A 26987-nucleotide genomic window follows, 5' to 3' on the forward strand; every position below is an offset into this window, starting at 1 on the left:
GGACCATGAGCACCAACCAGTCCTTCGTCGCCCGGCGCGAGGCCGCCGTCTCCCGTGGTATCTCCGCCGGCATGCCCTTCTACATCGACCGTGCCGAGAATTCGGAGATGTGGGACATCGAGGGCAAGCGCTTCATCGATTTCGCCGGCGGCATCGCCGTGCTGAACACCGGCCACCGCCATCCGAAGGTGATGGAGGCGGTTAAGGCCCAGCTGGAGCGTTTCACCCACACCTGCGCGATGGTCACGCCCTATGACAGCTTCGTCGAGCTGGCGGAGAAGCTGAACGCGCTGGTCCCCGGCCCGACCCCGAAGAAGACCGCCTTCTTCACCACCGGCGCCGAGGCGGTCGAGAACGCCGTCAAGGTCGCCCGCGCCGCCACCGGCCGTCCGGGCGTGGTTGCCTTCTCCGGCGGCTTCCACGGCCGCACGCTGCTGACCATGGGCCTGACCGGCAAGGTCGTGCCCTACAAGGTCGGCTTCGGTCCGTTCCCGGCCGAGATCTTCCATGTGCCGTTCCCCAACGCCTATCGCGGCATCAGCGAGGCGGAGAGCCTGAAGGCGCTGGACACCCTGTTCAAGTCCGATGTCGATCCGGCCCGCGTCGCCGCGATCATCATCGAGCCGGTGCAGGGCGAGGGCGGCTTCAACATCGCCAGCCCGTCCTTCCTGCAGGCGCTGCGTGCGGTCTGCGACAAGCACGGCATCGTCATGATCGTCGACGAGATCCAGACCGGCTTCGCCCGCACCGGCAAGATGTTCGCCGTCGAGCATGCCGGGATCGAGCCGGACCTCGTCACCATGGCGAAGAGCCTGGCCGGCGGCTTCCCGCTGTCGGCACTGACCGGCAAGGCGGCGCTGATGGATGCCCCGATCCCCGGCGGCCTGGGCGGCACCTATGCCGGCAGCCCGCTGGCGACCACCGCCGCGCTGGCCGTCATCGACGTCATCGAGGAAGAGAAGCTGATCGAGCGCGCCGAGACGCTCGGTGAGCGCATCGCCGGCCGCTTCCGCACCATGGCCCAGCGCAACAGCCTGTCGGTGATCGGCGACGTCCGCAACCTGGGCGCCATGGTCGCCATGGAGCTGGTCACCGACCGCGAGACCAAGGAGCCGGCGGCCGACCTGACCAAGGCGCTGGTCGCCAAGGCGGCGGAAAAGGGTCTGATCCTGCTGTCCTGCGGCACCTATGCCAACGTCATCCGCGTGCTGGTCCCGCTGACCGCCTCGGACGCCCTGGTCGACGAAGGCCTGGACATCATCGAGCGTTCCCTGGAAGAACTGGTGTCGGCGTAACCTCTTCCGCCCCCAAAGCCCCCCTCTCCCCCCCGGGGAGAGGGAAGGGGCCCAAGCGGAGCTTGGGAAGGGTGAGGGGGTCGCATGGCGAGGATTATCAAGCAACGCGGAGCGCCGGCATTGTCCTTGGGGCTCCGCAATGCATCCCCCTCACCCTAACCCTCTCCCCAGGGGGGAGAGGGGACTCAAGGGCGGGGGAGAGCCAATAAAGCAGGAGGAAGACCTTGGCCGGACCCTTGTCGCACATCCGGGTGCTGGAGCTGTCGCGCGTGCTGGCCGGACCGTGGTCGGCGCAGACGCTGGCCGATCTCGGCGCCGACGTGATCAAGGTGGAACGGCCGGGTGCCGGCGACGATACCCGGGCCTGGGGTCCGCCCTGGGCCGGCGACCAGTCGGCCTATTTCCTGTCGACCAACCGCGGCAAGCGGTCGATCACCATCGACTTCGAACGGCCGGAAGGGCAGGAACTCGTCCGCAGGCTTGCCGCCCAGGCCGACGTCGTCATCGAGAATTTCAAGGTCGGCGGGCTGGTCAAATACGGCCTCGACTATGACAGCCTGAAGGCGGTTAACCCGCGGCTGGTCTATTGCTCGATCACCGGCTTCGGCCAGACCGGGCCGTATCGCAACCGGGCCGGCTACGACTTCATGATCCAGGGCATGGGCGGGCTGATGAGCATCACCGGCCAGCCCGACGGCGAGCCGGGCGCCGGTCCGGTCAAGGTCGGCGTCGCGGTGACCGACATCTTCACCGGCCTCTACGCCACCATCGGCATCATGGGCGCGCTCGCCCATCGCGACCGTACCGGCGAGGGCCAGCAGGTCGATCTGGCTTTGCTCGACGTCCAGGTGGCGGTGCTGGCGAACCAGGCGATGAACTGCCTGGTCGGCGGCAAGGCGCCGCAGCGGCTCGGCAACGCCCACCCCAACATCGTGCCCTATCAGGCCTTCGCCACCCGCGACGGCCATATCATCCTGGCGGTCGGCAACGACGGCCAGTTCGCCAAATTCTGCACGGTCGCCGGCCGTCCCGATCTGGCGCGGGATGAGCGCTACGCCACCAATCCGGCCCGCGTCGCCAACCGCAAGGAGCTGGTGGCCGTGCTGGAGGAACTGATCCGGACCCGCGACAGCCACGATTGGCTGGGCGCGCTGGAACAGGTCGGCGTTCCCTGCGGCCCGATCAACGACCTGACCGCGGTCTTCGCCGATCCGCAGGTCCAGGCCCGCAACATCCACCAGGATCTGCCGCACCCGACCCAGGGCAGCGTGCCGACGGTGGCGAGCCCGATCCGCTACAGCGGCACCCCGCTGGTCCATGACACCGCCCCGCCGACGCTGGGCCAGCACACCGACACGGTGCTGGCGGAAGCCTTGGGCCTCGGCGAGGCCGACATCACGGCCCTGCGGGAAAAGGGCGTGATCTGACCGCCGGTTCGGGCAGCCGGAAAGCCACGGCTTTTCCGGCTCCGCCCTTCGAACTCCGCCGTCAGAACTCCGTCACCACGGTGACGCCGGCACCCTCGAACCTGTCCATGCCCATCAGGGCGTCGATGGACTGTTCCAGCGTGACCGTTTTGCCGATCAGCTTCTCGGGCGCCAGCTTTCCGGACCGCATCATCTCCAGCATCGCGTCATAGCGATGGGCCTGCATGCCGTGGCTGCCGAGGATCTCCAGCTCCTGGGCGATGACCCGGCTCATCGGAATGGCGGGCGTGCTGTTCTCCGCCAGCATCAGGCCGACCTGGACGTGCTTGCCCCGCTTGCGCAGGTTGCTGATCGAGTTGAAGCAGGTGGTGGGGTGGCCCAGCGCGTCGAGCGAGACATGGGCACCGCCCCGCGTGATCTCGATGACGGCCTCGGCGACCTGCCCGACCTCGGCCGCATTCACAGTCGCGACGGCACCCAGCGCGCGGGCCAGACCGAGCTTTTCCTCCGAAATGTCGATGGCGACGACATTGGCGCCCACCGCGTTGGCGATCATCACCGCCGACAGGCCGACGCCGCCGCAGCCGTGAACGGCGACCCACTGGCCGGCCGAAGCCTTGCCCTGGTCGACGACGGCGCGGAAGGAGGTCACGAAGCGGCAACCGAGGCTGGCGGCGGTGGTGAAGTCCATCGTCTCCGGCAACCGCACCAGATTGATGTCCGCCTGATGCAGGCCGACATATTGGGCGAAGGATCCCCAATGGGTGAAGCCGGGCTGGAACTGCCGGTCGCAAACCTGATGGTTGCCGGAATGGCATTCGGGACACGCGCCGCAGCCGCCGACGAACGGAACGGTCACCCGGTCGCCGACCTTCCATTTCGTCACGTCCCGGCCGACCGCCTCGACGATGCCGGCCAGCTCATGGCCGGGAACATGGGGAAGCTGGATGTCGGCGTCATGGCCGACCCAGCCATGCCAGTCGCTGCGGCAAACCCCGGTCGCCATCACCTTGACGACGACGCCGTGCGCCTCCGGTGTCGGATCGGGCACCGTCATGATGCGAGGGGGTGCGGAAAACGCCTCGTAGACCACCGCTTTCATCGGGCTCTCCTCCTGGGACTTTCCGCCATTGTACTGGGATCCCCCTGAAATTGCCTTTCAATCGGCGATTGCCCGCGTTGGAAAGATGAAGCACTCTTCCGGCTGTCGGTGCCTTCTTGAAAGAATTCCTCGTCATGGACACGCTTGATAAGGTGGATGCCGCGATTGCGGATCGGCTGCAGCGGGATGGCCGGCTGTCCAACGCCAAGCTCGCCGAGCAGCTCTCGCTCAGCGAAGCGTCCTGCTGGAGACGCCAGAAACGTCTGGAGGATTGTGGCGTCATCAAAGGATATCAGGCGGTTCTCGACCGCCGGAAGCTGGGGTTCGGCGTGATGGCGTTCGTGCAGATCGTCTGCACCCAGCATGGAGAGGACGTGACCGCCGCGTTCGAACAGATCATCCAGGCCTGCCCTTACGTGCTGAGTTGCCACAACACGACCGGTGAGGCGGATTTCCTGCTGATGGTCGTCGCGCAGGATCTCGACGATTACAGCGGCTTCGTGGATCAGGTGTTGAGGAAGCTTCCGGGCGTCGCCAGCATCCGGTCGAACCTGTCCCTGCGCGAGATGAAGGCGACGAACAGGCTGCCCGTCCTGGGATAGGTCGGCGATCGCGCAAAGTGTCCGCGCGATCGCCGAGGGTATGCGGTATCAGGCCGCGCGAACACCCCTGAGGAACTCGTCGACCGCGGACCTGAGCGTCTTGGCTTCGCGCGACAGTTCGCCGGCGGCATCGAGAACCTGGCCGGCCATGCTGCCGCTCTCGCTGGCAGCCTTCTGGACCTCGCTGACGTTGCTGGAGACCTCCATGGTCCCGGAGGCGGCCTGCGTCACGTTCCTCGAGATCTCCCCGGTCGCCGCGTTCTGCTCCTCCACCGCCGAGGCGATCGCGGTGGCGATCCCGCTCATCTGGGTGATCGTTGCACCGATCCCCTTGATGGCGTTGACGGCTTCGCTCGTCACCGCCTGCATCGTGGCGATCTGCGCAGCGATCTCGTCGGTGGCGCGGGCGGTCTGGGTCGCGAGATTCTTCACTTCCGAGGCGACGACGGCGAAGCCCTTGCCGGCATCGCCCGCCCGTGCCGCCTCGATGGTGGCGTTCAGCGCCAGCAGGTTGGTCTGGCCGGCGATGCTTTGGATCAGCGTCACCACCTCGCCGATCTTCTGCGCGGCGTTCGCCAGACCGGCGACGGTGCCGTTGGTCCGCTCCGCGTCCTTGACCGCCTGTGCGGAGATCTGCGACGAGGTGCTGACCTGCTTGGAGATTTCGAGCAGCGATGCCGACATCTCCTCGGCGGCGGCGGCGACGGTCTGGACGTTGGCGGAGGTCTGCTCGGCCGCGGCGGCCGAGGCGCTGGCCTGATGACTGGTCTGTTCCGCCGTTCCGACCATCGTCGTGGCGACCGACTGCATATTGCCGGATGCCGTGGCGACGCTTTCCACCACGCCCTTGACGCTGGCTTCGAAACTCTGGGCCAGCGCCGCCATGGACGCCTTGCGGTCCGCCTCGGCCTTCGCCTTCAGTCCCTGCTGTTCGGCTTCCAGCCGGGCATTGTCGATGGCGTTCCGCTTGAACACTTCGACGGCCTTGGCCATGGCGCCGATCTCGTCGCGGCGCTCCTGTCCGTCGATCTGTACGCCGTTGTCCCCAGCTGCCAGCTTGCCCATGACGGCAGTCATGCCGCGGATCGGCGTGGCGATGCCGCGCGACAGCAGGATGCCGGCCGTGATCGCCAGGAGGAGGAGGAGCCCGCTGCCCGCGAGATTGACGGTGTAGGAGGTGGAGAACGCTTCGGCCTGATCGACGGCACGCTTGCCGAGGAGATCGCGTTCCGCCTTGTCGATCTCCGCGATTTTGCCGCGCACACCGTCCATCGACACTTTTCCCGCGCCGGAAGCCGCCAATGCGAGGGCCTGCTCACGGGTTTCGGGTCTTGCCATCTGCGCGATCTCCTTCTCGGCGATCGTGGTCCGCCACATCTGATAGAAGCGATCGACCTCGGCGAAGCGTGCCTGCTGCGCCGGGTTGTCGGCCGTCAACTGCTTCGCCCTTGCAAAGGCATCCGCATAGCCGCGCTGGCCTGTCCGATATGGCTCGAGGAACTTCTCGTCGCCGGAGATCAGATAACCGCGGACACCGGTCTCCTGGTTCACCACCGATCCCAGGATGATGGAGACTTCCTCGAGCACCTCGTATGTGTGGACCGTCCAGCCGCTCGACGTCTCGATGAACGAAAGCTTCGAATAGCTGGAGAAAGCGACAGCCAAGGCAATTGCAACCACAGATGCAAAAGCACCGGCAATCTTCTTGGCAATCGAGACGTTTGCAAGGTTGAACATCGTTTCTTCCTCTCCCAATCCATACGCCAAGAGTGCATCGACGGTTTTGCACCTTAAGGCAGCGACATAAAAAGAAACTAAACCGAGATTTGAGTTCTTCGCGATGAGTGATAGGAAGTATTCCAGATGCAAAATTAAGGCATAGTTAAAAAGCGACATGTAGTTGTACTTTGATTCATCTCATTGATGTTTTCCCTATCCAGAGAGATATCTGCGTTTGTGTGATTATCTGTAAGAAAAATATCCACATTCCCAATCACATGATCCGTAACCCTGGAGAATAATTTCGCGAAACGGATGTTTTATTTCACGGTCGTGAAGGGCTGCACTGTCGCCCCCGGAGTGACCTCCGCGGTCATGCTTCCGACGGCGGAGAATGCGATCCCGCCTTGTTCGGAGGTGCATCGGCATCGGCGCCAGCGGCGGTCGGCGCGGGCCAGCGCCCATTCGGCATCGCTCCCGTCCCTCAGGCAGGGGTTGCGTTCGACCGCCATTCCCGCAATATCGCTTCCCCCGCAGGGGCGATCGCAGTCTTCAGCCTGCGATTCCTGTGGTTCACGCTTGCAACAAACCCCTGGACCCTTCCATGACCGCGGCCCCCGCGACCGACACCCGCCGCGGCATCCTGATGATGCTGGGCGGGATGACGCTCTTCACGCTGAACGACGCGCTCGGCAAATGGCTGGTGGCCGACCATCCGGTCGCCATGCTGCTCGCCGTGCGCAGCCTGTTCGGGCTGGCGGTGCTGGCGCCGATGATCTGGCGCGAAGGCATCGCCACGGTCTTCGCCGTCGACCGGCTGCCGCTCCACATCCTGCGCGTGCTGCTGATGACGGTGGACGTCGCCTGCTTCTATTGGGCGGTCGGCTATTTGCCGCTGGCCGACGTGATGACCATCTACATGTCGGCGCCGCTGATCGTCACCGCGCTGTCGGTGCTGGTCCTGCGGGAAAACGTGGGCTGGCGCCGCTGGGTGGCGGTGCTGGTCGGCTTCGTCGGTGTCGTCATCGTGCTGAACCCGACCGGCCGCTTCGATTTGTGGCCGTCGCTGGTGGCGCTGGTCGGCGCCTTCATCTTCTCGAGCGGCGTGATCTCCACCCGCGTGCTGCGCTCCGCCTCCAGCCTGACGCTGGTCGGCAACCAGATGGTCGGCGGTCTGCTGATCGGCGGGGTGACGCTGCCCTGGACCTGGGAGGCGCCGGGCTGGCTCGGCTTCATCCTGCTGGGGCTGCTGGGCGTCACCGCGCTGGCCGGCCACGCCATGATGAACCGCTCGCTCCAGCTCAGCCCGGCCGCGGTGGTGGTGCCGTTCCAGTATGTGTCGATCCTGTGGGCGGTGATCCTCGACCTCGCGGTCTGGGGCACGGCACCCACCGCGCGCATGGGGGTGGGGGCGGCGCTGATCATCGGCAGCGGCCTGTTCATCGTCTACCGCGAGCAACGCCTCAAGCGCGGCGTGGCGGGCGAGGGCGTGGCGGAGGTGCCGTGAGGCGGACGGTCACCGTCCGAAGAAGCGCGGGACCAGCCTGACCGTCACCGGCTCCACCGGGCGCCAGCCATAGTCGTGGATGACGTCGTTGGACTCCATGGGGCGGCGGTCGGGCTCCAGCGACCAGGTGATGTGGTAGGTGGAGCCGTCCGGCCGCTCGCTGGTGCCGCCGATGGCGACGACCAGCGCCTGCACCCCTTCGCCGTCGTCGGCGCAGCCGATCACCTCCGCCTCGGCGGCGGTGGGCAGCGGCTCCTGCGGGCCGGTGCCGAAGATGTGGGTCACATGGTCGGCGACCAGCCGCTCATAGCGCGGCGGGACCAGGGCCAGCAGGCGGCCGCGCTCGTCGGCCGGCAGCTCCCACCCGGTGTATCCCGTTCCCATGGCCTCTTCCTCTCCCACCGTACAACCCGGCAGCGCAGTCAACGCCGGCCGCCGCTCATGATCCCGTCCATGATCTTATTCGCTTCGGCCGGGCCGGCAATCAGTTCGATCATGCGGATGGCGGTATAGCCGGTGCGCGGGTTGCCGGCCGGGCCGGCCAGCGCCTGCTGGGCCTTTTCGGTCAGCGTGACCGTGGTCTTCCGGGTCATCTCCCGCAGCTCGCCGCGCAATCCCAGGGAATCGGCGATGGTCGCGCATTTGCGCAGCGCCCGGGCATGGTTCTCCGCCCGGACCAGCTGGGCCCGCCCGTCGCTGCCGCCGTCCAGCGCCCCGATCGCCGCGACGATGCCGGCGTCGGCGTCCTGCAGCACCTGGGTGTTCACCATGGCGTGGACGGAACTGCGGATGTCCTTCAGCCGCCGATCGAACTCCTTGTTGCGGCTGTGCTCCATCGCCGCGCGGGTAGCGTCCAGGCTGGCGACGAGGTGGAGCGCCAGGTCGGCCACCGCCATGCGGTCGCCACCGGCGGCGGTTTGCCAGGCGCGCGACCGTTCCTCGATCTGGGCGACCACCGTCCCGCTCAGCGACATGAACAGGCTGGCGCGGTCGGCCGGCTTCTGGCCCAAATCCATGTCCCACAGCCCGCTCAACAGGACCGACGGGTCGGTCAGGCGCGACGCGGCGAGCAGCACGAAGATCTTCAGCGCCGCCGGCCTGGCGCGGGAAATACGCCGGCCGATGGTCTGGATCGCCTCCATATGGTCGGCGTGAAGCTTCGGCACCGGCTTGGGCGACAGCGCCGCCTTCAACTCGATCACATCGGGGGCGATGGACAGGATGGTGGCGATGTCCGCCAACGCCCGCGTCCGGTCGGGATTCATCCGCAGCTCGAGCGCATCGCTGTAATGTCCGGATATCGCCCCCTCGGCGATCTTCGACACCGCGGCCGCGCATTCGGTCCAGAACGCCTCGCTCAGCGCCTTGCGTTCCGGTCCGTATTGCAGGGCGGGGCGGAAGGCGCGCAGCCGTTCCTTGCCGATCTCCGCCTCCACCAGCGGCCACAGGCTGTTCATCAACGCCCGCTCGATCACGCTCAGCGGCACCGGGTCGGCCTTGCCCAGCGCTTCGAACAGGTCCTCGAACGGGTCGCAGAACAGGCGTTTCAGCGTCGGCCGGCGGTTCAGCCGCAGCTCGATCAGCCGGGGACGGATCACGGCGATGGTGCGCAGGATGTCCGGGTGGTCGTTCATCCGCTCCAGCAGATCGACCACCTGGCGGAACTTGGCCTCGTCGATGTCCAGAAGCTTGTCGCCCAGCGCGACCAGATCCCTCATCTCCATGGTCAGGCCGCCCTTCCCTTGATCGTCTCGATCCGCATGACGAGATCGACGTCGAGCTGGCCGCTGCGCCAGTCGACATAGGCCCGCACCGACCGCTTGTGGCTGGAGATCAGCGTGTCCGCCATCTGCGACTGGTTGGCGCGTCCCTCGTCCTTGGGCAGCAGGGGGATGACCCGGAAGATGTCGTGGACCGCCATGGCCTGGGTGTGGCGGTCCTGGGTCAGGGCGTCGCTCCACAGCAGGATCAGGTATTCCCAGCCGTCGAGCAGCCAGGACAGCCGGCTGGACGCCTTGCGGATCTGCGGCCGTTTGGTTTCCCACTGGCGCAGCAGCGTTTCGAAGGAGGCCATCGCCTGATCGAGCTGGCCGATGACGTTGCGGGCATGATTGACGGTGTGTTCCGCCACCTCGGCACAGAAGCCGCCGATGGGGGCGGCTTCCGACACGTTGTCGGTCGCCCAGTCGGTCATGCTGTCGCGGAAGCCGTTCAGGTCGCGCATCAGCCGACGCAGCCGGGCCGGCTTGGGCGAACTGGCGAGCCCGATCGATTCCATCAGCACCGCCAGCTCGGCGATGCGGCCATAGAGTTCGGTCGGTTCCAGCGCCAGGCGCTGCGCCGCCTTCATCATCAGGTCGCGCGTCAGCTTCTGTCCCTCGGCGGAGGTCAGGCCGACCCGCAGGATCTCCGTCGATTCCAGGCCGACCGCCTTCAGCGCCTCCACGATCAGCTGGTAGTTGATCAGCAGCCGCTGCTCCTCGTCGTCCTTCAGCGCCGCTTCCGCCGCCGACACCGCGCCGGCGCCGGCCAATCCGCAGCGCGCCGCCTCCAGCACCGCCTTGCGGATGTCGTCGGGCGAACAGGCGTCGGCCTTGGCGATCAGGTCGTGCAGCATCCGGTCATGGACCGTCATCGGGAAGGCCAGCGGCAGCGACTTCCACGGAACCACATAGACGCCGCGCCCTTCCGACAGGTTGGGCACCAGCACCTCCAGCTGGTCGCGGCTGTCCTTGCGCGCCCGGGTCTGGGCCAGGACCGGCGTGGTGAAGGCCACGGCGGCACCGCGTTCCTCGAAGGTGGACGGGGCAAAATTGGTCAGTGAACGCATCGTGTCTGCGGCCGTGGCTGCCAGGGGTGTGAAACCGGATGTCCGTGCGATTACGACGCTAAGATGCTGAACTTTGCGTTAAATCCAATATAAGCGGCAACGGAAATATATGACTTTTGGAGGGAGCGCCCGGATCTCTTGCGGTAACCCCCGTCTCCGGCCTTCACTGATGAGCCGCTTCGTCCGTTGTCGATGAAAGGGACGGTGTGGGGGAGGGCCGACGGTATGGCAAAGGGTGCGGGATTGGTGTTCAAATGGATCGGCTACGGGCTGCTCGGCTTGGTCGGTCTCGTCGTCGTCGGAGTCGGCGCGGTGCTGGTGCTGTTCGACTGGAACGACGCCCGCGGCTTCGTCGCCCGACGCGCCTCCGCGGCGCTGAACCGCGAGGTCGCCATCGACGGCGACCTGCGCGTCCATCTCGGCGACCCGATCCGCATCCATCTGGAAGGGCTGCGCGTCGCCAATGCGGAGTGGGCCCAGGACAAGACGATGGCCGAGATCAAGGCGTTGGATGCCACGCTGCGCCCCTGGCCGCTGCTGCGCGGCGACTGGGAGTTGCCGGAGCTGAAGATCCAGGGGCCGAAGCTGATTCTGGAGAAGAACGGGAAGGGCGAGGCCAACTGGACTTTCGGTCCGCCCAATGCGGAGAAGGAGGTGGCGAAGCAGGCGGCCACTCCCGACAATCGCGGCGACATTCCGGTGATCGAGCGGCTGGTGATCGCCGACGGCGCCATCCGCTACCGCGATCCCACCAGCGACATCGACATCGACAACACCATCAACACCGCGACCGGCGGCAACGACAGCGATACCGTGGAGCTGAACGGCAAGGGCAGTTTCGCCGGCAAGCCGTTCACCCTGGCTGCTGTCGGTGGGTCGCTCCTCTACCTGCGCGACGACCCCAAGCCCTATCCGCTGAAGGTCGACGCCGCCGTCGGCAAGACCAAGGGCCATATCGAAGGTTCCATCGCCGAACCGGTGAAGATGGAGGGGGTCGACCTGTCCGTCGCCCTCAGCGGCCCCGACATGGCGGAGATTTTCCCCATCGTCGGCATCCCGACGCCGAAGACGCGGCCCTACTCCATCGCCGGCCATCTGTCGCGCGAGGGCGACCTCTGGGCCTTCCGCAGCATGAAGGGCAAGGTCGGCGAAAGCGACCTGTCCGGCGAGGTATCGGTGAAGACCGGCGGCGAGCGGCCGCTGGTGAAGGCCGACCTGACCTCCACCCGGCTGGCGGCGCAGGATCTCGCCGGTCTGGTCGGCGCCTCTCCCCGCGGCACCGGCGATTACCCGACCCGCGGCAACGGCCGCGTCATCCCCGCCACTCCGGTGAACGTGGAGATGCTGCGCAACACCGATATGGACGTCCGGCTGCGCGGCCAGCGGGTGGAGGCGCCTTTCGCCCCGCTCCAGGACCTGGACATGCGGGTCAGGCTGACCAACGGCGACCTGCATTTCGATCCTCTGTCGCTGGGCATCGGCGGCGGGCGGATCGCCGGGACGGTGCAGGTGGACGGCAGCCGCAAGGTGCCGGCGATGCGCACCAACCTGGACATCCGTGCCATGAAGCTGTCCTCCTTCTTCAGCGAGACGTCTCTCGCCGGGCAGATCGGCGGAACGGTGGCCGGCCGCATCCAGTTGGCCGGAACCGGCAAGACGGTGGCCGACCTGCTCGCGACGTCCGACGGCAAGATCGGCGTGTCGGTCGACGGCGGCCGGGTCACCAGCCTCGCGGTCAAGGGGCTGAAGACGAACATCCTGGAAACGCTGGGCGTCGTGATCTCCGGGTCCCAGCCTCTTCCCTTCAACTGCCTGGTCGGCAACCTGTCGGTGGAGAAGGGCATCGCCCGGGCCGAGGCGCTGGTGCTGGACACGCCGGAGACCCTGGTCACCGGCAAGGGAACGATCAGCCTGCGCAACGAGGCGCTCGACCTGCGCATCGTCGGCGATTCCAAATCGCCGCAGGTCTTCGCCACCCATGTCCCGGTTCTGGTCGGCGGGACGCTCGGCAATCCCGACATCGGCGTCGATCCCACCGAGTCGGCGGCACGCGGGGCCGCGGCGGTGGCGCTTGGGGTTCTGCTGACGCCGCTGGCCGGCGTGCTGCCCTTCCTTGACCCAGGCAGTGATGAGCAGCCACAGTGTGGCCGGCTGGTGCGGGATGCCCGGTCCCCCGACAAGGGGGCGCCGGCATCCGGCAAGTCGGGCAATGGCCGTGGAGAAGGGAAGGCGTCGGGTTCGGCGCGCTGACCGGACGCCGCTCCCGTCCGATCCGGCCATCGTGAACGGCAGGCAGGACGCATCCCTTCCCTATGACCATCGACCAGATGTTTTCGTTCGGCATCATCGGCGCGGTGATCGCGCTGCTGATCTGGGACCGGCTGCGCTACGACCTCGTCGGCATGATCGGGCTGCTGGCCTCGGTCGCCGTCGGGATCGTGCCGGCCAAGGAGGCCTTCCAGGGCTTCTCCGACGACATCGTCGTCATCGTCGGCTCGGCCCTGGTGGTCAGCGCCGCGGTTGGCCGGTCGGGCGTGGTGGAGGCGGCGATGCGTCCGCTCACCGCGCGGATGACCGGCGTCTGGACCCAGGTGGCGGTGCTGGCCGGGGCGGTGACCCTGCTGTCGGCCATCGTCAAGAACATCGGCGCGCTGGCCATCTTCATGCCGATCGCGCTGCAGGTGGCGCGGCGCAGCGGCACGCCGGTGTCGATGCTGCTGATGCCGATGGCCTTCGGCTCGCTGCTGGGCGGGCTGATGACGCTGGTCGGCACCTCGCCCAACATCATCGTCTCGCGCGTGCGGGCCGAGATGACCGGCGAGCCCTTCCACATGTTCGACTTCACGCCGGTCGGGATGGTGATCGCGCTGTTCGGCGTCGCCTTCCTGACGGTGGGCTACCGGCTGCTGCCGAAGGGGCGGGCGGCGGGAGCCGGCCCGGCCTTCAACATCGACGACTATACGGCGGAGGCGCGGCTGCCCGCCGGGTCGCCGTTCGTCGGCCGCACCGTGGCGGAGCTGGAGGCCCTCGGCGAGAGCGAGGTGACCGTCGCCGCCATCGTGCGCGAGAACTACCGTCGCTACGTGCCCTCGGGCCATTGGGTTCTGTTCGCCGGCGACATCCTGGTGCTGGAGGGCGACACCACGGCGCTGGCCGATCTGGTCAAGCGCGCCGGCCTGCGCATGATGCACGACAAGGACCAGGAGGGGGTCGAGAACGAGGACGACATCGCCGTGGTCGAGGCGGTGGTGGAGCAGCGCTCCGCCATGATCGGCCACAGCATCGAGGAGGTGAACCTGCGCGAGCGCTTCGGCGCCAACCTGCTGGCGCTCAGCCGGCGTGGCCGGCCGATCCGCCAGCGGCTGCGCCGGGTCCGTCTGCAGTCGGGCGATCTGGTGGTGCTGCAATGCCGGCAGGCCGCCGTGTCCGACACGCTGGCCGAATTGGGCTGCCTGCCGCTGGCCGAGCGCAACCTCGCCATCGGCCGCACGCCGAAACGGGCGGTGGCGGTGGCGGTCCTGGGGGTGACCGTCACGCTGATCGCCACCGGCCTGGTGCCCGTCGCCATCGCCTTCTTCGGCGCCGCGGTGGCGATGACCGCGCTGAAGGTGGTCAGCCTGCGCACCGCCTACGAGGCCATCGAATGGCCGATCCTGGTCCTTCTCGGTTCCCTGATCCCGGTCAGCGAGACCCTGCGCACCACCGGCGGCACCGAACTGATCGCCGGCTTCCTGTCGGACCTGTCGCAGGGCCTGCCGCCGGTGGGGGCGCTGGCGATGATCATGGTGGCGGCGATGGCGGTGACGCCCTTCCTGAACAACGCCGCGACCGTGCTGGTGATGGCGCCCATCGGCGCCAGCCTCGCCACCCATCTGGGGCTGCGGCCCGACGCCTTCCTGATGGCGGTGGCGATCGGCGCGGGCTGCGACTTCCTGACCCCCATCGGCCACCAGTGCAACACGCTGGTGATGGGACCCGGCGGCTACTGCTTCGGCGATTACTGGCGGCTGGGCCTGCCGTTGTCGATCATGGTGGTGGTGATCGGCACGGCGGCCATCGCGCTGTTCTGGCCGCTCGTGCCGCGATGACCGCGGAGGAGCCGGCCTCACCGCCGCTCAGGGTTGCCGAACCTTGCGGACGAAGCCGTCGACTTCCCGGCTCAGCGCGGCGCTCTGGCTCGACAGGGTGTCGGCGGCCGCCAGCAACGTGTCGGCGGAGCGCCGCGTGCGGTTGGCCGCGTCGGTGACGCCGTCGACAGTGTCGGACACGCCCCGCGTGCCGCGTGCGGCCTCCTGCGCGTTCCTGGTGATCTCCTGGGTCGCTGCGCCCTGCTCCTCCACCGCCGAGGCGACGGCCACGGTGATGTTCGAGATGTTGCCGATGGTCCGGGTGATCCCGTCGATGGCCTGAACGGCCTGGGCGGTCTCCTCCTGGATGGCGCTGACCTGGGCCTGGATGTCCTCTGTCGCCTTGGCGGTCTGGTTGGCGAGATTCTTCACCTCGCTCGCCACGACGGCGAAGCCTTTCCCCGCTTCCCCCGCGCGGGCCGCCTCGATCGTGGCGTTGAGGGCCAGAAGATTGGTCTGGCTGGCGATCACCTGGATCAGGTTGACGACGTCGCCGATGCGCTGCGCCGTGGCGGCAAGTCCCTTCACGCTTTCGTTGGTGGTGTTGGCCTCGCTCACCGCATCCCGGGCGACCGAGGAGGCGCTGGACACCTGACGGGCGATTTCGGCGACCGAAGCGGCCAGCTGCTCCGCCGCCGCCGCCACGCCCTCGACATTGGTCGTGGTGTGGAGGGCTGCTGCCGACATCGAGTCCGACTGGCGGGATGCGTCCTGGGCGGTGGTGGACAGGGTGCGCGCATTCTCCTGGACGCTGCCGGTGGCGGTACGCACCTCGGCCACCATGCGCGACACCGACGCCTCGAATTCGTCGGCCAGCCTGGCCATCGTCCGCCGCTTTTCCTCCTCCTGGAGCCGTTCCCGCTCCTGCTGGGTGGAACGGGCCGTCTCGGCCTCCGTCAGGCCGCGTTTGAAGATGTCGGTGGCCCGCGCCATCTCGCCGATCTCGTCGCCCCTTTCAAGGAAGGGAATCGGCACGCCCTGCTCGTTGCGGGACAAGCGGTTCATGGCGCCCTTCAGGGCGTCGAGCGGGGAGGACACCCTCGCCATCAGGATCCAGCCGGCCAGCGCCAGGACGATGCCCAGCAAGGCCAGCGTCGCCATATTGACCGTGTGGTAGAAGGCCACGTCCCGATCCGCGGCGTCGATCGCTCCCTGCGTGCGCTGTTCCAGCAGGACGTAGAATTCGTCGACCGGGGCCATGATCTGCGATTTGAAGGCGTGGTATTCCTTCGAATGCATCAGGTTGCGGGCGAGTTCGAAATCTGGGTCCTTCTTGACGGTGTAGTTGCCGCGCCCATCGTCGAACAGCCCCTTGACCGCGTTCATTGCCTTGGTTTCGAGTTGAACCAGCCCGTCGGAATTGGCCTGGGCCTGCTTGAGTTTTCCAAACTCCGCCGCGGTGAAGCCGGCCTGCTCCATCAGGATCTGGAGCGGAACCGCCGGACCGTCGGCGCGCGGCTTGGTGCCGGACGCGGCGACGAAATCCCAATAGATGCGGTGGTACGCCAGGGGGCGCGGCTTCTGTCCGTTGCGGATGGCGAGCACATCCCAATACTGGGCTTCGTATTTGGCATCGCCGGTGATGACATAGGTGCGGGCAAGACGTGTCAGATCATCGGAGCTTTGCCGCAGCTCATCGGCCAGCAGATATGAATTGTATCTTGTCGCCTGTGCGGCCGTCAGGGATTCGTTAGCTTTGCTTAAAAGAAAGAAAGACAGAATGTTGGCGAAAAAAGCGGCAATCAGGAGTGGCGCCATGAAAAATATTGTTTTCCTGACAGACAGCTTCATTCGCGCGGCTCCCCTCTGAAATATCAGTGTTTGAGCATTTGAACGAGCATTACGGTAATGTTGAAATCATTGTGTGTCATCAAGTTTCTATTTTGAACGCTGAAGCATGCTGTGGATACGGTAATGAAAGAGTTAAAATTGTCGAGAACAGCAACCTCCGTACGTTGCGGCGATCAGTGGGCATGCGCCGGATACCGGCTTGCCCTATAAAGCACAAGGGGGGCAGGGCAAGTGGAAGTGGTCTTCCGGGCCATCGGATCGAAAGGAGCCGGACCCCGTTGCCGGCACCTGCCTTGCGCCACAGTTTCGCCCCATCGCTTTGCGATATTCCGTCACGTTCCAGTCTGATGTAGGCTTCTGCCATCGCAAGGCCCACGAACCGGCTTGGCCGGACAGGAGGCTGACATGTCGGTGTGGCGCCGGTATCTGGTGAAGGACGTGACCGGCCGGCTGGTCGATCTGCCGAGCAGCCTGTTCGACTGTGCCGACGACGGCACGGCGCCGCTGCCGCATTTCGCCGGCCGCTGCGTGGAGGTGGTGGCGGCGGTGATCGTCGGCGACCGCAAGGCCCACGCCCGCGTCACCGAACTGGCCTTCACCAAGCTCTATTTCGACCAGATGGGCTATGTCGACGCCGCCAAGCGCGAGCGGATGATCCGCCTGATGCTGGAAAGTTGCGCCGACCGCCGTTGCCCCCCGCCGCGCCAGGGGAGTGCCCAGGGCAACTGCGTCCACCTGTCCCGCCGCGCCGTCGCCGCCCGCGACCAGTTGATCCGCGAATTCGGCTGGGAACCCAAGCCCGCCGAGCGCGACGCCGCCCTCAGCCGCCTCGACCCCTCCCGCCTGCGCGCCGCCCCGCCGGAACCGGTGCCGACGCTGCATTGACGCCCCTCTCTCCCCTGCAATGGAGTGGCCCCCCTTTTCGACCCGCGCTCCCCGGCCCATATGCAGACCAACGGAAAGCATGGAGCTTGGCGAACCGCAGATGAGTCCTCCCGATACCGCCCAGACGCTGTCTTTCGCGCGCGTGCGACAGCTGGCCCTGATCGGCGCCGGATGCACGATCATCCTGCTCGGCCTGCTGATCGCGCCCTTGCCCGGTCCCGGCGGCCTGCCGGTGATGCTGCTCGGCGGCGTGCTGGTGCTGCGCAACTCCGCCGATGCCCGCCGTCTGTTCGTGCGGGGCAAGCGCCGATATCCCCGCATGTTCAGCCCGGTCGAGCGCATCCGCCAGAAGCTGCGCGCCCGCCGCCTGCGCAAGATGCACGGCGGCTGAGCCGCCCGCGCCTGTCGGGCGGGCGGCTTCCCGCATGGCGGTCAGGGCGCCGGCAGGGCCGGAACGCCGTCCTTCCACTGGTCCCAGTGGCCGACGATGTGGTCGACCATCCGGGAACCGACGAGTTCGACATTCTCCACCGTCTCGGCGAACCCGCCGGCGGTCTCGCCGGGCTTCGGGTCGAGGTGCTGGAGGGTGGTTTCGTTCGGGTTGCCCTGGTCGAAATTGACGGCGCCGCGCAGGCTCATCACCCGGTCGGAGCCTTGCAGCCGCTTGATGACCAGCGTGATCGCCGCCGCCTCCATCTCGGTGATGACGTAGTCGTCCGCGCCATAGAGCTTGGCGATGTACTGCGCCTGGGCCGACATGCCGGGGCCGTGGAAGAAGGTGTCGCCGGTCATGTGCGTGCCGGTGCCCACGAAAGGAGCACGCTGCGCGGTTTCCTGCGGATAGCGCTTGCGATAGGCGCGGGCGGAGTCGCTGTCCTTCAGCGGCGTGTCGGCGGTCAGCCGCATCGCCCAGGAGACCAGAGCCTGGTTCATCGGGAACAGCCGCACCGCTTCATAACCCTTGCGCGGCATGAAGGTCGGCTCGCCCGGCTTGTTCTCCTCCGGCGCCCAGCGGTGGCCCAGATCGTAGTCGACCACCCAGGTCGCCCAGCTCACCTCGCCAATGGTGCCGCGCGACGGCGGGGTGCCGGCCACGCCGGTGACCAGGAAATAGGCTTGCGCCAGGTCAAGCTGCGGGTTCAGCAGGATCGCCTGCATCGAGGCCGAGGAGCTGACCTTGCCCATGCCCAGCACCGAGCCGCAGACGCCGTCGGCGTTGCAGTAGACCGGGTTCAGCGCACCCTTCACCGTGATCGGCTCGGCCGTCTGCCAGTAGCGTTCGTACCAGTGCTGGAACTCGCCCGCGCGGTCGCCGGTGTTCTTGCCGATCTCGAACATCGAGCCGACGAACACCTTGACCTTGATCGGATCCGCGGCCTGAAGGGGGCCGGTCAGCCCGAACAGGAGCAGAGCCGACAGGGCGGCGCCGCGGCAGCGGGAGGACAATGACATCGGAACTTTACTCCGTGGAACGAAAAGACGCGCCGGAGTATGCAACGGCCATACCATCCCCGTCTCCATCGCTCGGTGCCGGGAGCACGGAATGCCGGACTATTTTGCCGGCCGTCCCCTGTCCGGGGGGCCGTCCGCCCCAGCGGGCGACCCATCGGCCGGTCACGGTCTGCCCTGCGGAACCCGGTACTGGACAGCGTCGTTCCCCAGCATCCATCTTGTGCGTCCGTTTGCATGAGGAGGTTTTCCGGTGAAGTCGGGCAATGCGCTGCTGTCCAGCTACGGCACCACGATTTTCGAAGTCATGTCCCGCCTGTCGGATGAGCATGGCGCGATCAATCTGGGTCAGGGGTTCCCCGACGACCGCGGGCCGGCCGACGTGCTGCAGACCGCGGCCGACGCTCTCCTGACCGGGTGGAACCAGTATCCGCCGATGATGGGCACGCCCGGCCTGCGGCAGGCGCTGGCCGCCCATGCCGCCCGTTTCTACGGGCTCGACGTCGACTGGAAGACCGAGACGATGGTCACCTCCGGCGCCACCGAGGCGCTGACCGCCTGCCTGCTCGGCCTCATCAACCCGGGCGACGAGGTGGTGCTGTTCCAGCCCATGTATGACAGCTACCTGCCGATCATCCGGCTGGCCGGCGGCGTTCCGCGCTTCGTCTCGCTGAAGGCGCCGGACTGGAGCTTCGGCCGCGCCGACCTGGAGGCCGCCTTCTCCCCGCGCACCAAGCTGGTGCTGATCAACGATCCGCTGAACCCGGCGGCCAAGGTCTTCGACCGGGCGGAGCTGGACCTGATCGCCGAGTTCGTCCAGCGTCACGACGCGCTGGCAGTTTGCGACGAGGTGTACGAGCACCTCGTCTTCGACGGCCGACGCCACATCCCGCTGATGGCCCTGCCGGGGATGCGCGACCGCTGCCTGAAGATCGGCTCCGCCGGCAAGACCTTCTCCCTGACCGGCTGGAAGGTCGGCTATGTCACCGCCGCCCCGCATCTGTTGCAGCCGGTGGCGAAGGCGCACCAGTTCCTGACCTTCACCACGCCGCCGAACCTCCAGGCCGCCGTCGCCTACGGCCTGGGCAAGGAGGAGGGCTATTTCACCGGCCTCGCCGCCGGGCTCCAGGCCAAGCGCGACCGGCTGTCGGCCGGCTTGGCTTCGGTCGGGTTCGACGTGCTGCCCAGCGCCGGCACCTATTTCGTCGCCGCCGACATCTCCCGCTTCGGCTTCGACGGCGACGATCAGGCCTTCTGCCGCTGGCTGGTGGCGGAAGCGAAGGTCGCGGCCATTCCCGTCAGCGCCTTCTTCGTGGAGAATGCGCCGACCAGCGTGGTGCGTTTCTGCTTCTCCAAGAAAGACGAAGTGCTCGACACCGCCATCGAGCGGCTGCGGAACCGTTTCGTGTCCCGATAGACCTGTGTACCCATGAATGCTGCATAAGCGAACTGTTTGGATATTTGACAAGTCTTAACCGATTGACGCAATGATCGGCTCTACCCAATACCGATCCGCCCCGAATGCGGCGGACCGGTGTTGGGCGGTGGAATGGCGGAGCGCAGGCATGCCACGTCTCCCGATCTTTCGGTTTCCCTTACTTCGGACGCCGTCTTTCCGGACCTGTGTCCTGACGGTCGCCGCCCTGGCACTGGGCGGCGTGTGGGGAGGCTACGCCCTGATGGCCTCCTCCATGCTGGCGGTCCAGACGCGGGAGGCGATCGCCAGCGCCCAGACGACGGCCCGCGCCTATGAAAGCAGCACCAGCCGCACCCTGCACGATGTCGACACCACGCTGCGCTCCTTTGCCGAGCGCTATGCCGAAGGCGGGTTGCCCCGTGCCCGGCGCATCATCGACGACGGGCTTTATGATGTCGCCCTGATCCATCACTTCAGCGTCTTCGATCCCGAGGGCCGCCAGCTCTTCCGCAGCGAGGGGAGCGGTCCGCCGGAAGGGCTGGATGGTCGTGGCCTGCTCGATTACCACCAGGGGGAGGGACGGTCGCTGATGAAGGTCGGCTTGCCCTTCATCGGTTCGGCGACCGGCCGGCCGCTGCTGCGCTTCTCCCGCCGGCTGGAGGATGCCGCGGGCGACTTTGCCGGGGTGGCGGTCGCCAATGTCGATCCCGATTCCCTGTCCGGCTTCTACCGGCAGGCGGATGTCGGCCGCAACGGGGTGGTCACGCTGGTCGGGCTGGACCGGATCATCCGCGCCCGCGGCTCCAAGGACGGGAAGGACGCCGTCGGGCTCGACGGCTCCGGCTCGAACCTGTGGGTGGCGGTCCAGCAGTCGCCGAGCGGGGTCTTCTGGCAGGACAGCCTGGCCGACGGCATCCGTCGCGCCTACGCCTACCGGCCGGTCCAGGGCTTCCCGCTGATTCTCGTCGTCGGCATCGCGATGAAGGACATCGACGCCGCGGTCGCCGGTTTCCGCGGGCAGATGCGGATCATCGCCGCCCTGCTCAGCGTCTCGGTCCTGCTGGTCGCCGCCTTCCTGCTGGTCCAGCACCGCAATGCCGAGAGGCTGGCGGCGGCGCTGGCGGTCAACCGCGATTTCCTGGCCCGCGTCAGCCACGAGCTGCGCACGCCGCTGAACGCCATCCTGGGATTTTCCGAAATCATCAAGGACCAGATGTTCGGTCCGGACGCCGGGCCGCGCTATACCGATTATGCCCGCGACATCCATGCGTCGGGCCGGCACCTGTTGACCCTGATCGACGACATCCTCGATCTGTCCCGCCTGCAGGCCGGCAAGTTCGCGCTGCTGATGGAGGATGTCGATCCGGTCGCCGCCGCCGAATGGGCGATCCGCATCGTCACCCCACAGGCGGTGCAGAAGTCGATCCGGCTGGAGATCGACCGTCCGCCGGCCCCGATCCTGGTGCGGGCGGACGAACGCGCGCTGAAGCAGATGCTGCTGAACCTGCTGGGCAACGCCCTGAAATTCACGCCTGAGAACGGGCGGGTGCTGGTCACCGTCTGGCGCGGCGGCCATGGCCGCTGCATCGTCCGCGTCACCGACACCGGCATCGGCATGACGGCGGAGGAGTTGCGCCAGGCCTCCGTCCCCTTCGGCCAGACCTCGGCCCACGCCACCCATCCGGGCCGCGGCACCGGCCTGGGCTTACCGATCGTCAAGTCGCTGATCGAGGCGCATGGCGGCACTCTGCGCATCGACAGCCGCCCCGGCCAGGGCAGCCGGATCACGCTGGAATTCGCCGCCTGATCGGCCGGCCCAGGGCGAACTTCATGGCGACGCCGCAAAGCCATGGCGTAACCCCCGCCGCTTGGGCATACTCCGCGCCGGTTTTCTCCAGGTCCGAGCCGACGCCAGGGCTGTCCCCGGCCGCGCGCTTTCGGACCCACCCGCGGAATTGGGGCCTGTCTAGAATGTTGCGTGCGCTGGCGCGTGTCTGTGCCGTTCTTGCCGCGTGCTCCGGCACGCTCACCGTAACCCAGACCTTCGCCGCCGACCCGCCGGCCGAGCCGGTGCCTTTCGGCGTCGCCAGCGTCGAGGTGGTGGCGGAGCGCGATACGCCGCAGGCCTGCTTCACCTTCACCGACCGGCTGGAGCGGTCCCGCGCCGTCAACTACCGCGACTATGTCGCGGTGGAGCCGGCGGTGGACGGCGCCGCGATCGCCCGCGACCGCACCCTCTGCGTCGAGGGGCTCCAGCATGGCGAGACCTATCGCGTCACGCTGAAGGACGGCCTTCCCGGCGCCGACGGCAAGCGGCTGCCGGCCGCCGACACCCGCGAGGTGCAGGTCCCCAACCGCAAGTCCTCGCTGGCCTTCCGCGGCGCCGGCTACATCCTGCCGCGCGTCGGCGCGGACGGGCTGCCGCTGCGGTCCATCAACCTGGACCGGGCGAAGCTGCAGGTTCTGCGCATCGCCGACCGGGCGCTGGTCGAGAAGATCTATTTCGGCCGCATCACCCAGCAGATGAGCGATTACGACATCGGCGAGATCCTGGACAAGTCGGGCCAGGAGGTCTGGCGTGGTGAGATGGGCATCGGCAACCAGCCGAACCGCACCGTCACCACCGCCTTCCCCATCGACGCCGTGCTGGGCAAGCTGGAGCCCGGCGTCTACGTCGCGGTCGCCGGCGCGGACGAGATCAAGCCGGGAGGCTGGGACCGCAAGGCGACCCAATGGTTCGTCGTGTCGGACCTCGGCCTCAACACCATTCTCGGCCAGGATTCGCTGGTGGTCTTCGCCCGTTCGGTCCAGACCGCGGCGGCGGCCGCGGGGGTGGAGCTGCGTCTGGTCGCCCGCAACGGCACCGAGCTTGGACGCCTCCAGACCGGGGAGGACGGGCTCGGCCGCTTCGACCTCGCGGCCCTGCGCGCCGCCGGGACGGAGCCGGTGCAGGCGCTGTTCGCTGCGCGCGGCGACGGCGACTTCGCCGTTCTCGACCTGACCGCCGGCGGCGCCCCGCCGGCCGAGGCCCAGGACAAGCCGGTCGGCGTCGTCCGTCCGGCCGCCGGCGGACTCGACACCTATCTCTACACCGAACGCGGCATCTACCGGCCGGGCGAGACGGTTCAGTTGACCGCCCTGCTGCGCGACGCCGACCTCAACCCGCCGCCGGCCGGCAAGCAGCTGACCATCCGCGTCCTGCGCCCCGACGGCTTCGAGGTGGAACGGCGCAGCCTGACCGACAGCGGGGCCGGCGGCTATGCCACCCGCATCGATCTGCCGATGAACGCCTATCCCGGCAACTGGATCGTCACCGCCCATGCCGAGCCGGACGGCCCGGCCATCGGCAAGGTGGAGTTCCTGCTGGAGGATTTCGTGCCGCCGCGGCTCGACGTGGCGCTCGCCTCGCCGACGACGGAACTGGCGTCCGACGGCGAGGCCGAGATCGCGCTCGACAGCCATTACCTCTACGGCGCGCCGGCCTCCGGCCTGCCGGGCGAGCTGACGGTGACGCTGCGTGCCGCCGCCAACCCCTATTCCAACCTGCCGGGCTATCATTTCGGTCTGGTTCAGGAGGACGTGAAGCCGGCCCGCGCCGACCTGCCGGGCTTCATCACCGATTCCAACGGCTCGGCCCGGCTGAAGGTCAAGCTGCCGCGGCCGCCCGACAGCACCCGTCCGCTGGAAGCGGTGGTGCGCGCCACCCTGTTCGACATCGGCGGCCGGCCGGTCGGCCGCGACTTCGTGCTGCCGGTACGCCACCAGCCCTTCGCCATCGGCATCAAGCCGCGCTTCGAAGGCGACGGCGTGCCGGAAGGCGCCACCGCCGGCTTCGACGTGATCGCCGTCGGCCCCGACGGCAAGCCGGCCGACCGCGCCGACCTCTCCTACGAGCTGTTCGAGGAGGAGTATGATTATGCCTGGTACGAGGCAAACGGGCGCTGGGACTACAAGGTCACGGTGAAGGACCAGCGGGTGACCGGCGGCTCGCTGTCGGCCCAGGCCGCCGCCCCGGCGTCGGTGGAGACCCCGGTCGCCGCCGGCCGCTACCGGCTGGAGGTGTTCGATCCCAAGACCGGTGTCGCCAGCAGCTTCCGCTTCGCCGCCGGCTGGTGGATGACCCCGACCGCCGGCGAGCGGCCGGACGCGGTCGACGTCTCGGTGATGATGCCGGCCTACCGCGCCGGGGAGAGCGCCTGGGTCTTCGTCAGGCCGCCCTATGACAGCCAGGTCCTGGTGGCGGTGGCCGACCGCGGCGTCACCTATGCCGTCACCCGCGCCATCGGTCCGCAGGGCGCCTTCCTGGAAATCCCGGTCGGGCAGGGCTGGACCAGCGGCGCCCATGTGCTGGCGACCGCCTTCGCCACCTCCGACCCGCAGTCGAAGAAGCCGCCGCGCCGCGCCGTCGGCCTCGCCTGGCTGGCGAAGGACAAGGCCCCGCGCACCCTCGATATCCGGCTCTCCGCCCCGGCGGAGACCGAGCCGCGCCGTGCCATGACCGCCGACATCACGGTGGAGGGTGTGCCTGAAGGCAAGCAGGCCTTCGTCACCCTGGCCGCCGTCGACGAAGCGGTGATGCAGCTGACCGACCAGCCCTCGCCGGACCCGGCCCGCCATTATCTGCGCAAGCAGCCGCTCAGCGTCGAGCTGCGCGATTCCTATGGCCGCCTGATCGACCCGGCCAGCCTGGACGCCGCCCGTCCGGCGGCCCAGCCGACGCCGCGCCTGCGCCAGATCTCCGGTCCGGTTCCACCCAAGTCCGAACGGGTGGTCTCGCTCTATTCCGGCATTCTGACCGTCGGTGCCGACGGCAAGGTCTCCGTTCCCTTCGATCTTCCCGACTTCCAGGGACGCCTGCGCCTGATGGCCGTCGCCTGGAGCGAGGGGCGGATCGGCCATGCCGAGACCCAGCTGCTGGTCCGCGATCCGGTCGTCGCCGACGCCGTGCTGCCGCGCTTCCTCGCTCCCGGCGATTCGGCGCAGGTCCTGCTGTCGCTCGACAACCTGAACGGCCCGTCCGGCGATTACACCATGACCCTGACCGCCGAAGGTGCCGTTTCCATCGTCCAGCCCGGATCGGGTGGCGAAGCGGCCCCGCCGGATCTGGCCCCACCGGATCTGGCCGTGCCGAAGCTGGCGCGCGGCAAGCGGGCGGCCGCCGGCCGGGTGCTGACCGCCACCAAGGTCGGAGCCGGCCATGTCACGCTGGACGTCAGCGGCCCCGAGGGCATCCGCGTCACCCGGCGCTGGGACATCACCGTGCGCCCGGCCTCGCCGCCGGTGTCCCGCCGCAACGCCGCCGCCCTGCCGACCGACAAGAGCCTGGCGGTTCCCGCCGACATCACCGCCGGCCTGCGGCCGGAGAGCCTGTCGATCGGCGCGGTGGTGGCACCCTTGCCGGACCTGGACGTGGCGGGTCAGCTCTTCGCGCTCGACCGTGCGTCGGCGGGCGGGGCGGAGCAGACCGCCAGCCGCATCCTGCCGCTGCTGTCGATGAGCGACGTGGCCGCCGGCCTCGGCATCGCGCCGGAAGACCGGATCAAGGCCCGCGTCCAGCGCAGCGTCGACCGGCTGCTGACCTTCCAGCGCATCGACGGCGCCTTCGCCGCCTGGTCGCCGAAGGGTGATCTCGATCCCTGGCTGACCGCCTATGCGGTCGATGTGCTGGGGCGGGCCAAGGCGGCGGGCTACCGCATTCCCGACCAGCCCTATCGCAAGGGCCTGGACTGGCTGAAGCAGGCGATCGACAACGCCTGGGTCGAGACCGCCGACCTGCCGGGGCGCGCCTATGCGCTCTACGTCCTGGCACGGGCCAAGATGATCGACGCCGGTGCCGTGCGCTATTTCCGCGAGAATTACTGGGACCGGCTGCAGACCGATTTCGGCCGGGCGCAGATCGCCGCGGCGACCGCCGTGCTGGGCGACCAGCCGGGGGCGACGGAGGCCTTCTCCAAGCTGACCGGCGCCCGCATGGTGACGGCCAGCCTGCGCGACCAGGGCTCCTCGCTCAGGGACGAGGCCGGCGTGATGGTGCTGATGGCGGAGAGCGGGGCGGTGGACCGCGACCGCATCTTCCAGGCGGCCGACCGGGTGGCGAAGACCTTCGCCGCCGTGCGCACCACCAACCCGCAGGAACAGGCCTGGCTGCTGCTGGCCGCCAGGGCGCTGATCGACCGGGCCGCGCCGATGAAGCTCGCCATCGGCGACCAGACGGTGGAGAACGCCAAGCCGCAGATCCTGGCCATCGACCCGGCCACCCCGCCGGCCATCCGCAACCTGGGCGGCGAGGTCCGGCAGACCGTCTCCGTGGCCGGCGTCCCCAACGACCCCGCCGGCGGGGAAGAGCAGGGGATGACCATCCGCCGCCGTCTGTTCGACATGGCCGGCCGGCCGGTCGATCCGGCCGGCATCCGCCACAACGACCTGCTGGTGGTGATCCTGGAGGGCGAGGTCGGCGATCCGCTCGACCATTCGGTGCTGGTCAGCGATCCGCTGCCGGCGGGCTTCGAGATCGAGAATGTCCGCCTCGCCAACAGCGGCCAGCTCGGCAAGCTGTCCTGGCTGGGCGAGCTGTCGGCCGCGCGCAACGTCGAGTTCCGCGACGACCGCTTCCTGGCCGCCGTCGACCTGCCCAAGGCGGCTCCCCGCTTCCGCCTGGTCTATCTGGTCCGCGCCGTCACTCCCGGCGATTTCGCGGTCCCCGGCGCCCAGGTCCAGGACCTGCAGCGTCCCCATCTGTCCGCCCGCACCGCCGTGTCCCGGCTGCGCGTGCTGCCGGAGTGACGTGAGCACGCGACAGGGGATGCCGGTAACGGCGTCCCCTGGCCGCCGGTGAT

General features: G+C 68.0%; 18 protein-coding genes. 11 read left to right on the forward strand and 7 right to left on the reverse strand.

Features of this window, described 5'->3' with window-relative positions:
• Positions 1-5: 5 nt before the first annotated feature.
• Entirely contained in the window at positions 6-1295 is a 1290-nt protein-coding gene (gene gabT, locus JHL17_RS35060) for a 4-aminobutyrate--2-oxoglutarate transaminase (protein ID WP_200199281.1), read from the forward strand.
• Positions 1296-1519: 224 nt separating this feature from the next.
• A complete protein-coding gene (locus JHL17_RS35065) occupies positions 1520-2722 on the forward strand; it encodes a CaiB/BaiF CoA transferase family protein (protein WP_200199282.1) in 1203 nt (400 codons plus the stop codon).
• Positions 2723-2783: 61 nt separating this feature from the next.
• On the opposite strand, the gene JHL17_RS35070 is transcribed toward JHL17_RS35065, so the two are convergent.
• Positions 2784-3824: a zinc-dependent alcohol dehydrogenase family protein gene (locus JHL17_RS35070; RefSeq protein ID WP_200199283.1), complete on the reverse strand. Its 1041-nt coding sequence runs from the start codon at positions 3822-3824 to the stop codon at positions 2784-2786.
• Positions 3825-3958: 134 nt separating this feature from the next.
• On the opposite strand from JHL17_RS35070, the gene JHL17_RS35075 reads away from it, so the two are divergent.
• A complete protein-coding gene (locus JHL17_RS35075; protein ID WP_200199284.1) occupies positions 3959-4426 on the forward strand; it encodes an Lrp/AsnC family transcriptional regulator in 468 nt (155 codons plus the stop codon).
• A gap of 48 nt (positions 4427-4474) precedes the next feature.
• On the opposite strand, the gene JHL17_RS35080 is transcribed toward JHL17_RS35075, so the two are convergent.
• A complete protein-coding gene (locus tag JHL17_RS35080) occupies positions 4475-6322 on the reverse strand; it encodes a methyl-accepting chemotaxis protein (RefSeq protein ID WP_345773941.1) in 1848 nt (615 codons plus the stop codon).
• 427 nt (positions 6323-6749) lie between these two features.
• On the opposite strand from JHL17_RS35080, the gene JHL17_RS35085 reads away from it, so the two are divergent.
• The gene (locus tag JHL17_RS35085) at positions 6750-7652 is read left to right on the forward strand and encodes a DMT family transporter (RefSeq protein WP_200199285.1); all 903 of its coding nucleotides are present in this window, start codon (positions 6750-6752) and stop codon (positions 7650-7652) included.
• Positions 7653-7661: 9 nt separating this feature from the next.
• On the opposite strand, the gene JHL17_RS35090 is transcribed toward JHL17_RS35085, so the two are convergent.
• Genes JHL17_RS35090 through JHL17_RS35100 form a run of 3 tightly spaced genes read right to left on the reverse strand, consistent with a single transcriptional unit; the run spans position 7662 to position 10482 of the window.
• Positions 7662-8036, reverse strand: coding sequence for a hypothetical protein (locus JHL17_RS35090; RefSeq protein WP_200199286.1), 375 nt, complete (start codon positions 8034-8036; stop codon positions 7662-7664).
• Positions 8037-8074: 38 nt separating this feature from the next.
• On the reverse strand, positions 8075-9376 hold the full coding sequence (locus tag JHL17_RS35095) for a hypothetical protein (protein WP_200199287.1): 1302 nt from the start codon (positions 9374-9376) through the stop codon (positions 8075-8077).
• A gap of 2 nt (positions 9377-9378) precedes the next feature.
• The gene (locus JHL17_RS35100) at positions 9379-10482 is read right to left on the reverse strand and encodes a hypothetical protein (RefSeq protein WP_200199288.1); all 1104 of its coding nucleotides are present in this window, start codon (positions 10480-10482) and stop codon (positions 9379-9381) included.
• Between the two features lie 225 nt (positions 10483-10707).
• On the opposite strand from JHL17_RS35100, the gene JHL17_RS35105 reads away from it, so the two are divergent.
• Positions 10708-12732, forward strand: a complete 2025-nt coding sequence (locus JHL17_RS35105; RefSeq protein ID WP_200199289.1) for an AsmA family protein — start codon at positions 10708-10710, stop codon at positions 12730-12732.
• A 62-nt stretch (positions 12733-12794) separates the two neighbouring features.
• On the forward strand, positions 12795-14570 hold the full coding sequence (locus JHL17_RS35110; RefSeq protein ID WP_200199290.1) for an SLC13 family permease: 1776 nt from the start codon (positions 12795-12797) through the stop codon (positions 14568-14570).
• Positions 14571-14597: 27 nt separating this feature from the next.
• On the opposite strand, the gene JHL17_RS35115 is transcribed toward JHL17_RS35110, so the two are convergent.
• Complete coding sequence (locus JHL17_RS35115) at positions 14598-16367, reverse strand: methyl-accepting chemotaxis protein (RefSeq protein WP_247894040.1); 1770 nt, start codon at positions 16365-16367, stop codon at positions 14598-14600.
• 438 nt (positions 16368-16805) lie between these two features.
• Here JHL17_RS35115 and JHL17_RS35120 point away from each other — a divergent pair, with 438 nt between their 5' ends.
• The gene (locus JHL17_RS35120; protein WP_200199292.1) at positions 16806-17285 is read left to right on the forward strand and encodes a hypothetical protein; all 480 of its coding nucleotides are present in this window, start codon (positions 16806-16808) and stop codon (positions 17283-17285) included.
• A gap of 100 nt (positions 17286-17385) precedes the next feature.
• Positions 17386-17676, forward strand: coding sequence for a hypothetical protein (locus tag JHL17_RS35125; RefSeq protein ID WP_200199293.1), 291 nt, complete (start codon positions 17386-17388; stop codon positions 17674-17676).
• A gap of 41 nt (positions 17677-17717) precedes the next feature.
• Here JHL17_RS35125 and JHL17_RS35130 read toward each other — a convergent pair whose 3' ends face one another.
• On the reverse strand, positions 17718-18737 hold the full coding sequence (locus JHL17_RS35130) for a purine-nucleoside phosphorylase (protein WP_200199294.1): 1020 nt from the start codon (positions 18735-18737) through the stop codon (positions 17718-17720).
• Positions 18738-18987: 250 nt separating this feature from the next.
• Between JHL17_RS35130 and JHL17_RS35135 the strand changes: the two genes are divergently transcribed.
• The 3 genes from JHL17_RS35135 to JHL17_RS35145 all read left to right on the forward strand — a co-directional run bounded on the left by JHL17_RS35135 (position 18988) and on the right by JHL17_RS35145 (position 26934).
• Positions 18988-20151 carry an aminotransferase gene (locus JHL17_RS35135; RefSeq protein WP_200199295.1) on the forward strand — a complete coding sequence of 388 codons (1164 nt, stop codon included), beginning with the start codon at positions 18988-18990 and terminating at the stop codon, positions 20149-20151.
• Positions 20152-20413: 262 nt separating this feature from the next.
• Positions 20414-21958, forward strand: coding sequence for a sensor histidine kinase (locus JHL17_RS35140; protein WP_247894041.1), 1545 nt, complete (start codon positions 20414-20416; stop codon positions 21956-21958).
• 164 nt (positions 21959-22122) lie between these two features.
• Positions 22123-26934 (forward strand): alpha-2-macroglobulin family protein, encoded by a 4812-nt coding sequence (locus JHL17_RS35145; protein ID WP_200199297.1) that lies wholly within the window; start codon positions 22123-22125, stop codon positions 26932-26934.
• Positions 26935-26987: the final 53 nt, after the last annotated feature.

The sequence above is a fragment of the Azospirillum endophyticum genome (assembly GCF_016595245.1).
GTDB classification, from domain to species: Bacteria; Pseudomonadota; Alphaproteobacteria; order Azospirillales; family Azospirillaceae; genus Azospirillum; species Azospirillum endophyticum.

Bases quoted from the DNA above. Each gene is read 5' to 3' on its own strand.
- JHL17_RS35145 (WP_200199297.1), top strand. From the start codon at position 22,123: ATGTTGCGTGCGCTGGCGCGTGTCTGTGCCGTTCTTGCCGCGTGCTCC.
- JHL17_RS35130 (WP_200199294.1), bottom strand. From the start codon at position 18,737: ATGTCATTGTCCTCCCGCTGCCGCGGCGCCGCCCTGTCGGCTCTGCTC.
- gabT (WP_200199281.1), top strand. From the start codon at position 6: ATGAGCACCAACCAGTCCTTCGTCGCCCGGCGCGAGGCCGCCGTCTCC.
- JHL17_RS35125 (WP_200199293.1), top strand. From the start codon at position 17,386: ATGAGTCCTCCCGATACCGCCCAGACGCTGTCTTTCGCGCGCGTGCGA.
- JHL17_RS35090 (WP_200199286.1), bottom strand. From the start codon at position 8,036: ATGGGAACGGGATACACCGGGTGGGAGCTGCCGGCCGACGAGCGCGGC.
- JHL17_RS35140 (WP_247894041.1), top strand. From the start codon at position 20,414: ATGGCCTCCTCCATGCTGGCGGTCCAGACGCGGGAGGCGATCGCCAGC.
- JHL17_RS35080 (WP_345773941.1), bottom strand. From the start codon at position 6,322: ATGTCGCTTTTTAACTATGCCTTAATTTTGCATCTGGAATACTTCCTA.
- JHL17_RS35110 (WP_200199290.1), top strand. From the start codon at position 12,795: ATGACCATCGACCAGATGTTTTCGTTCGGCATCATCGGCGCGGTGATC.
- JHL17_RS35075 (WP_200199284.1), top strand. From the start codon at position 3,959: ATGGACACGCTTGATAAGGTGGATGCCGCGATTGCGGATCGGCTGCAG.
- JHL17_RS35095 (WP_200199287.1), bottom strand. From the start codon at position 9,376: ATGGAGATGAGGGATCTGGTCGCGCTGGGCGACAAGCTTCTGGACATC.
- JHL17_RS35115 (WP_247894040.1), bottom strand. From the start codon at position 16,367: ATGGCGCCACTCCTGATTGCCGCTTTTTTCGCCAACATTCTGTCTTTC.
- JHL17_RS35105 (WP_200199289.1), top strand. From the start codon at position 10,708: ATGGCAAAGGGTGCGGGATTGGTGTTCAAATGGATCGGCTACGGGCTG.
- JHL17_RS35100 (WP_200199288.1), bottom strand. From the start codon at position 10,482: ATGCGTTCACTGACCAATTTTGCCCCGTCCACCTTCGAGGAACGCGGT.
- JHL17_RS35070 (WP_200199283.1), bottom strand. From the start codon at position 3,824: ATGAAAGCGGTGGTCTACGAGGCGTTTTCCGCACCCCCTCGCATCATG.
- JHL17_RS35120 (WP_200199292.1), top strand. From the start codon at position 16,806: ATGTCGGTGTGGCGCCGGTATCTGGTGAAGGACGTGACCGGCCGGCTG.
- JHL17_RS35085 (WP_200199285.1), top strand. From the start codon at position 6,750: ATGACCGCGGCCCCCGCGACCGACACCCGCCGCGGCATCCTGATGATG.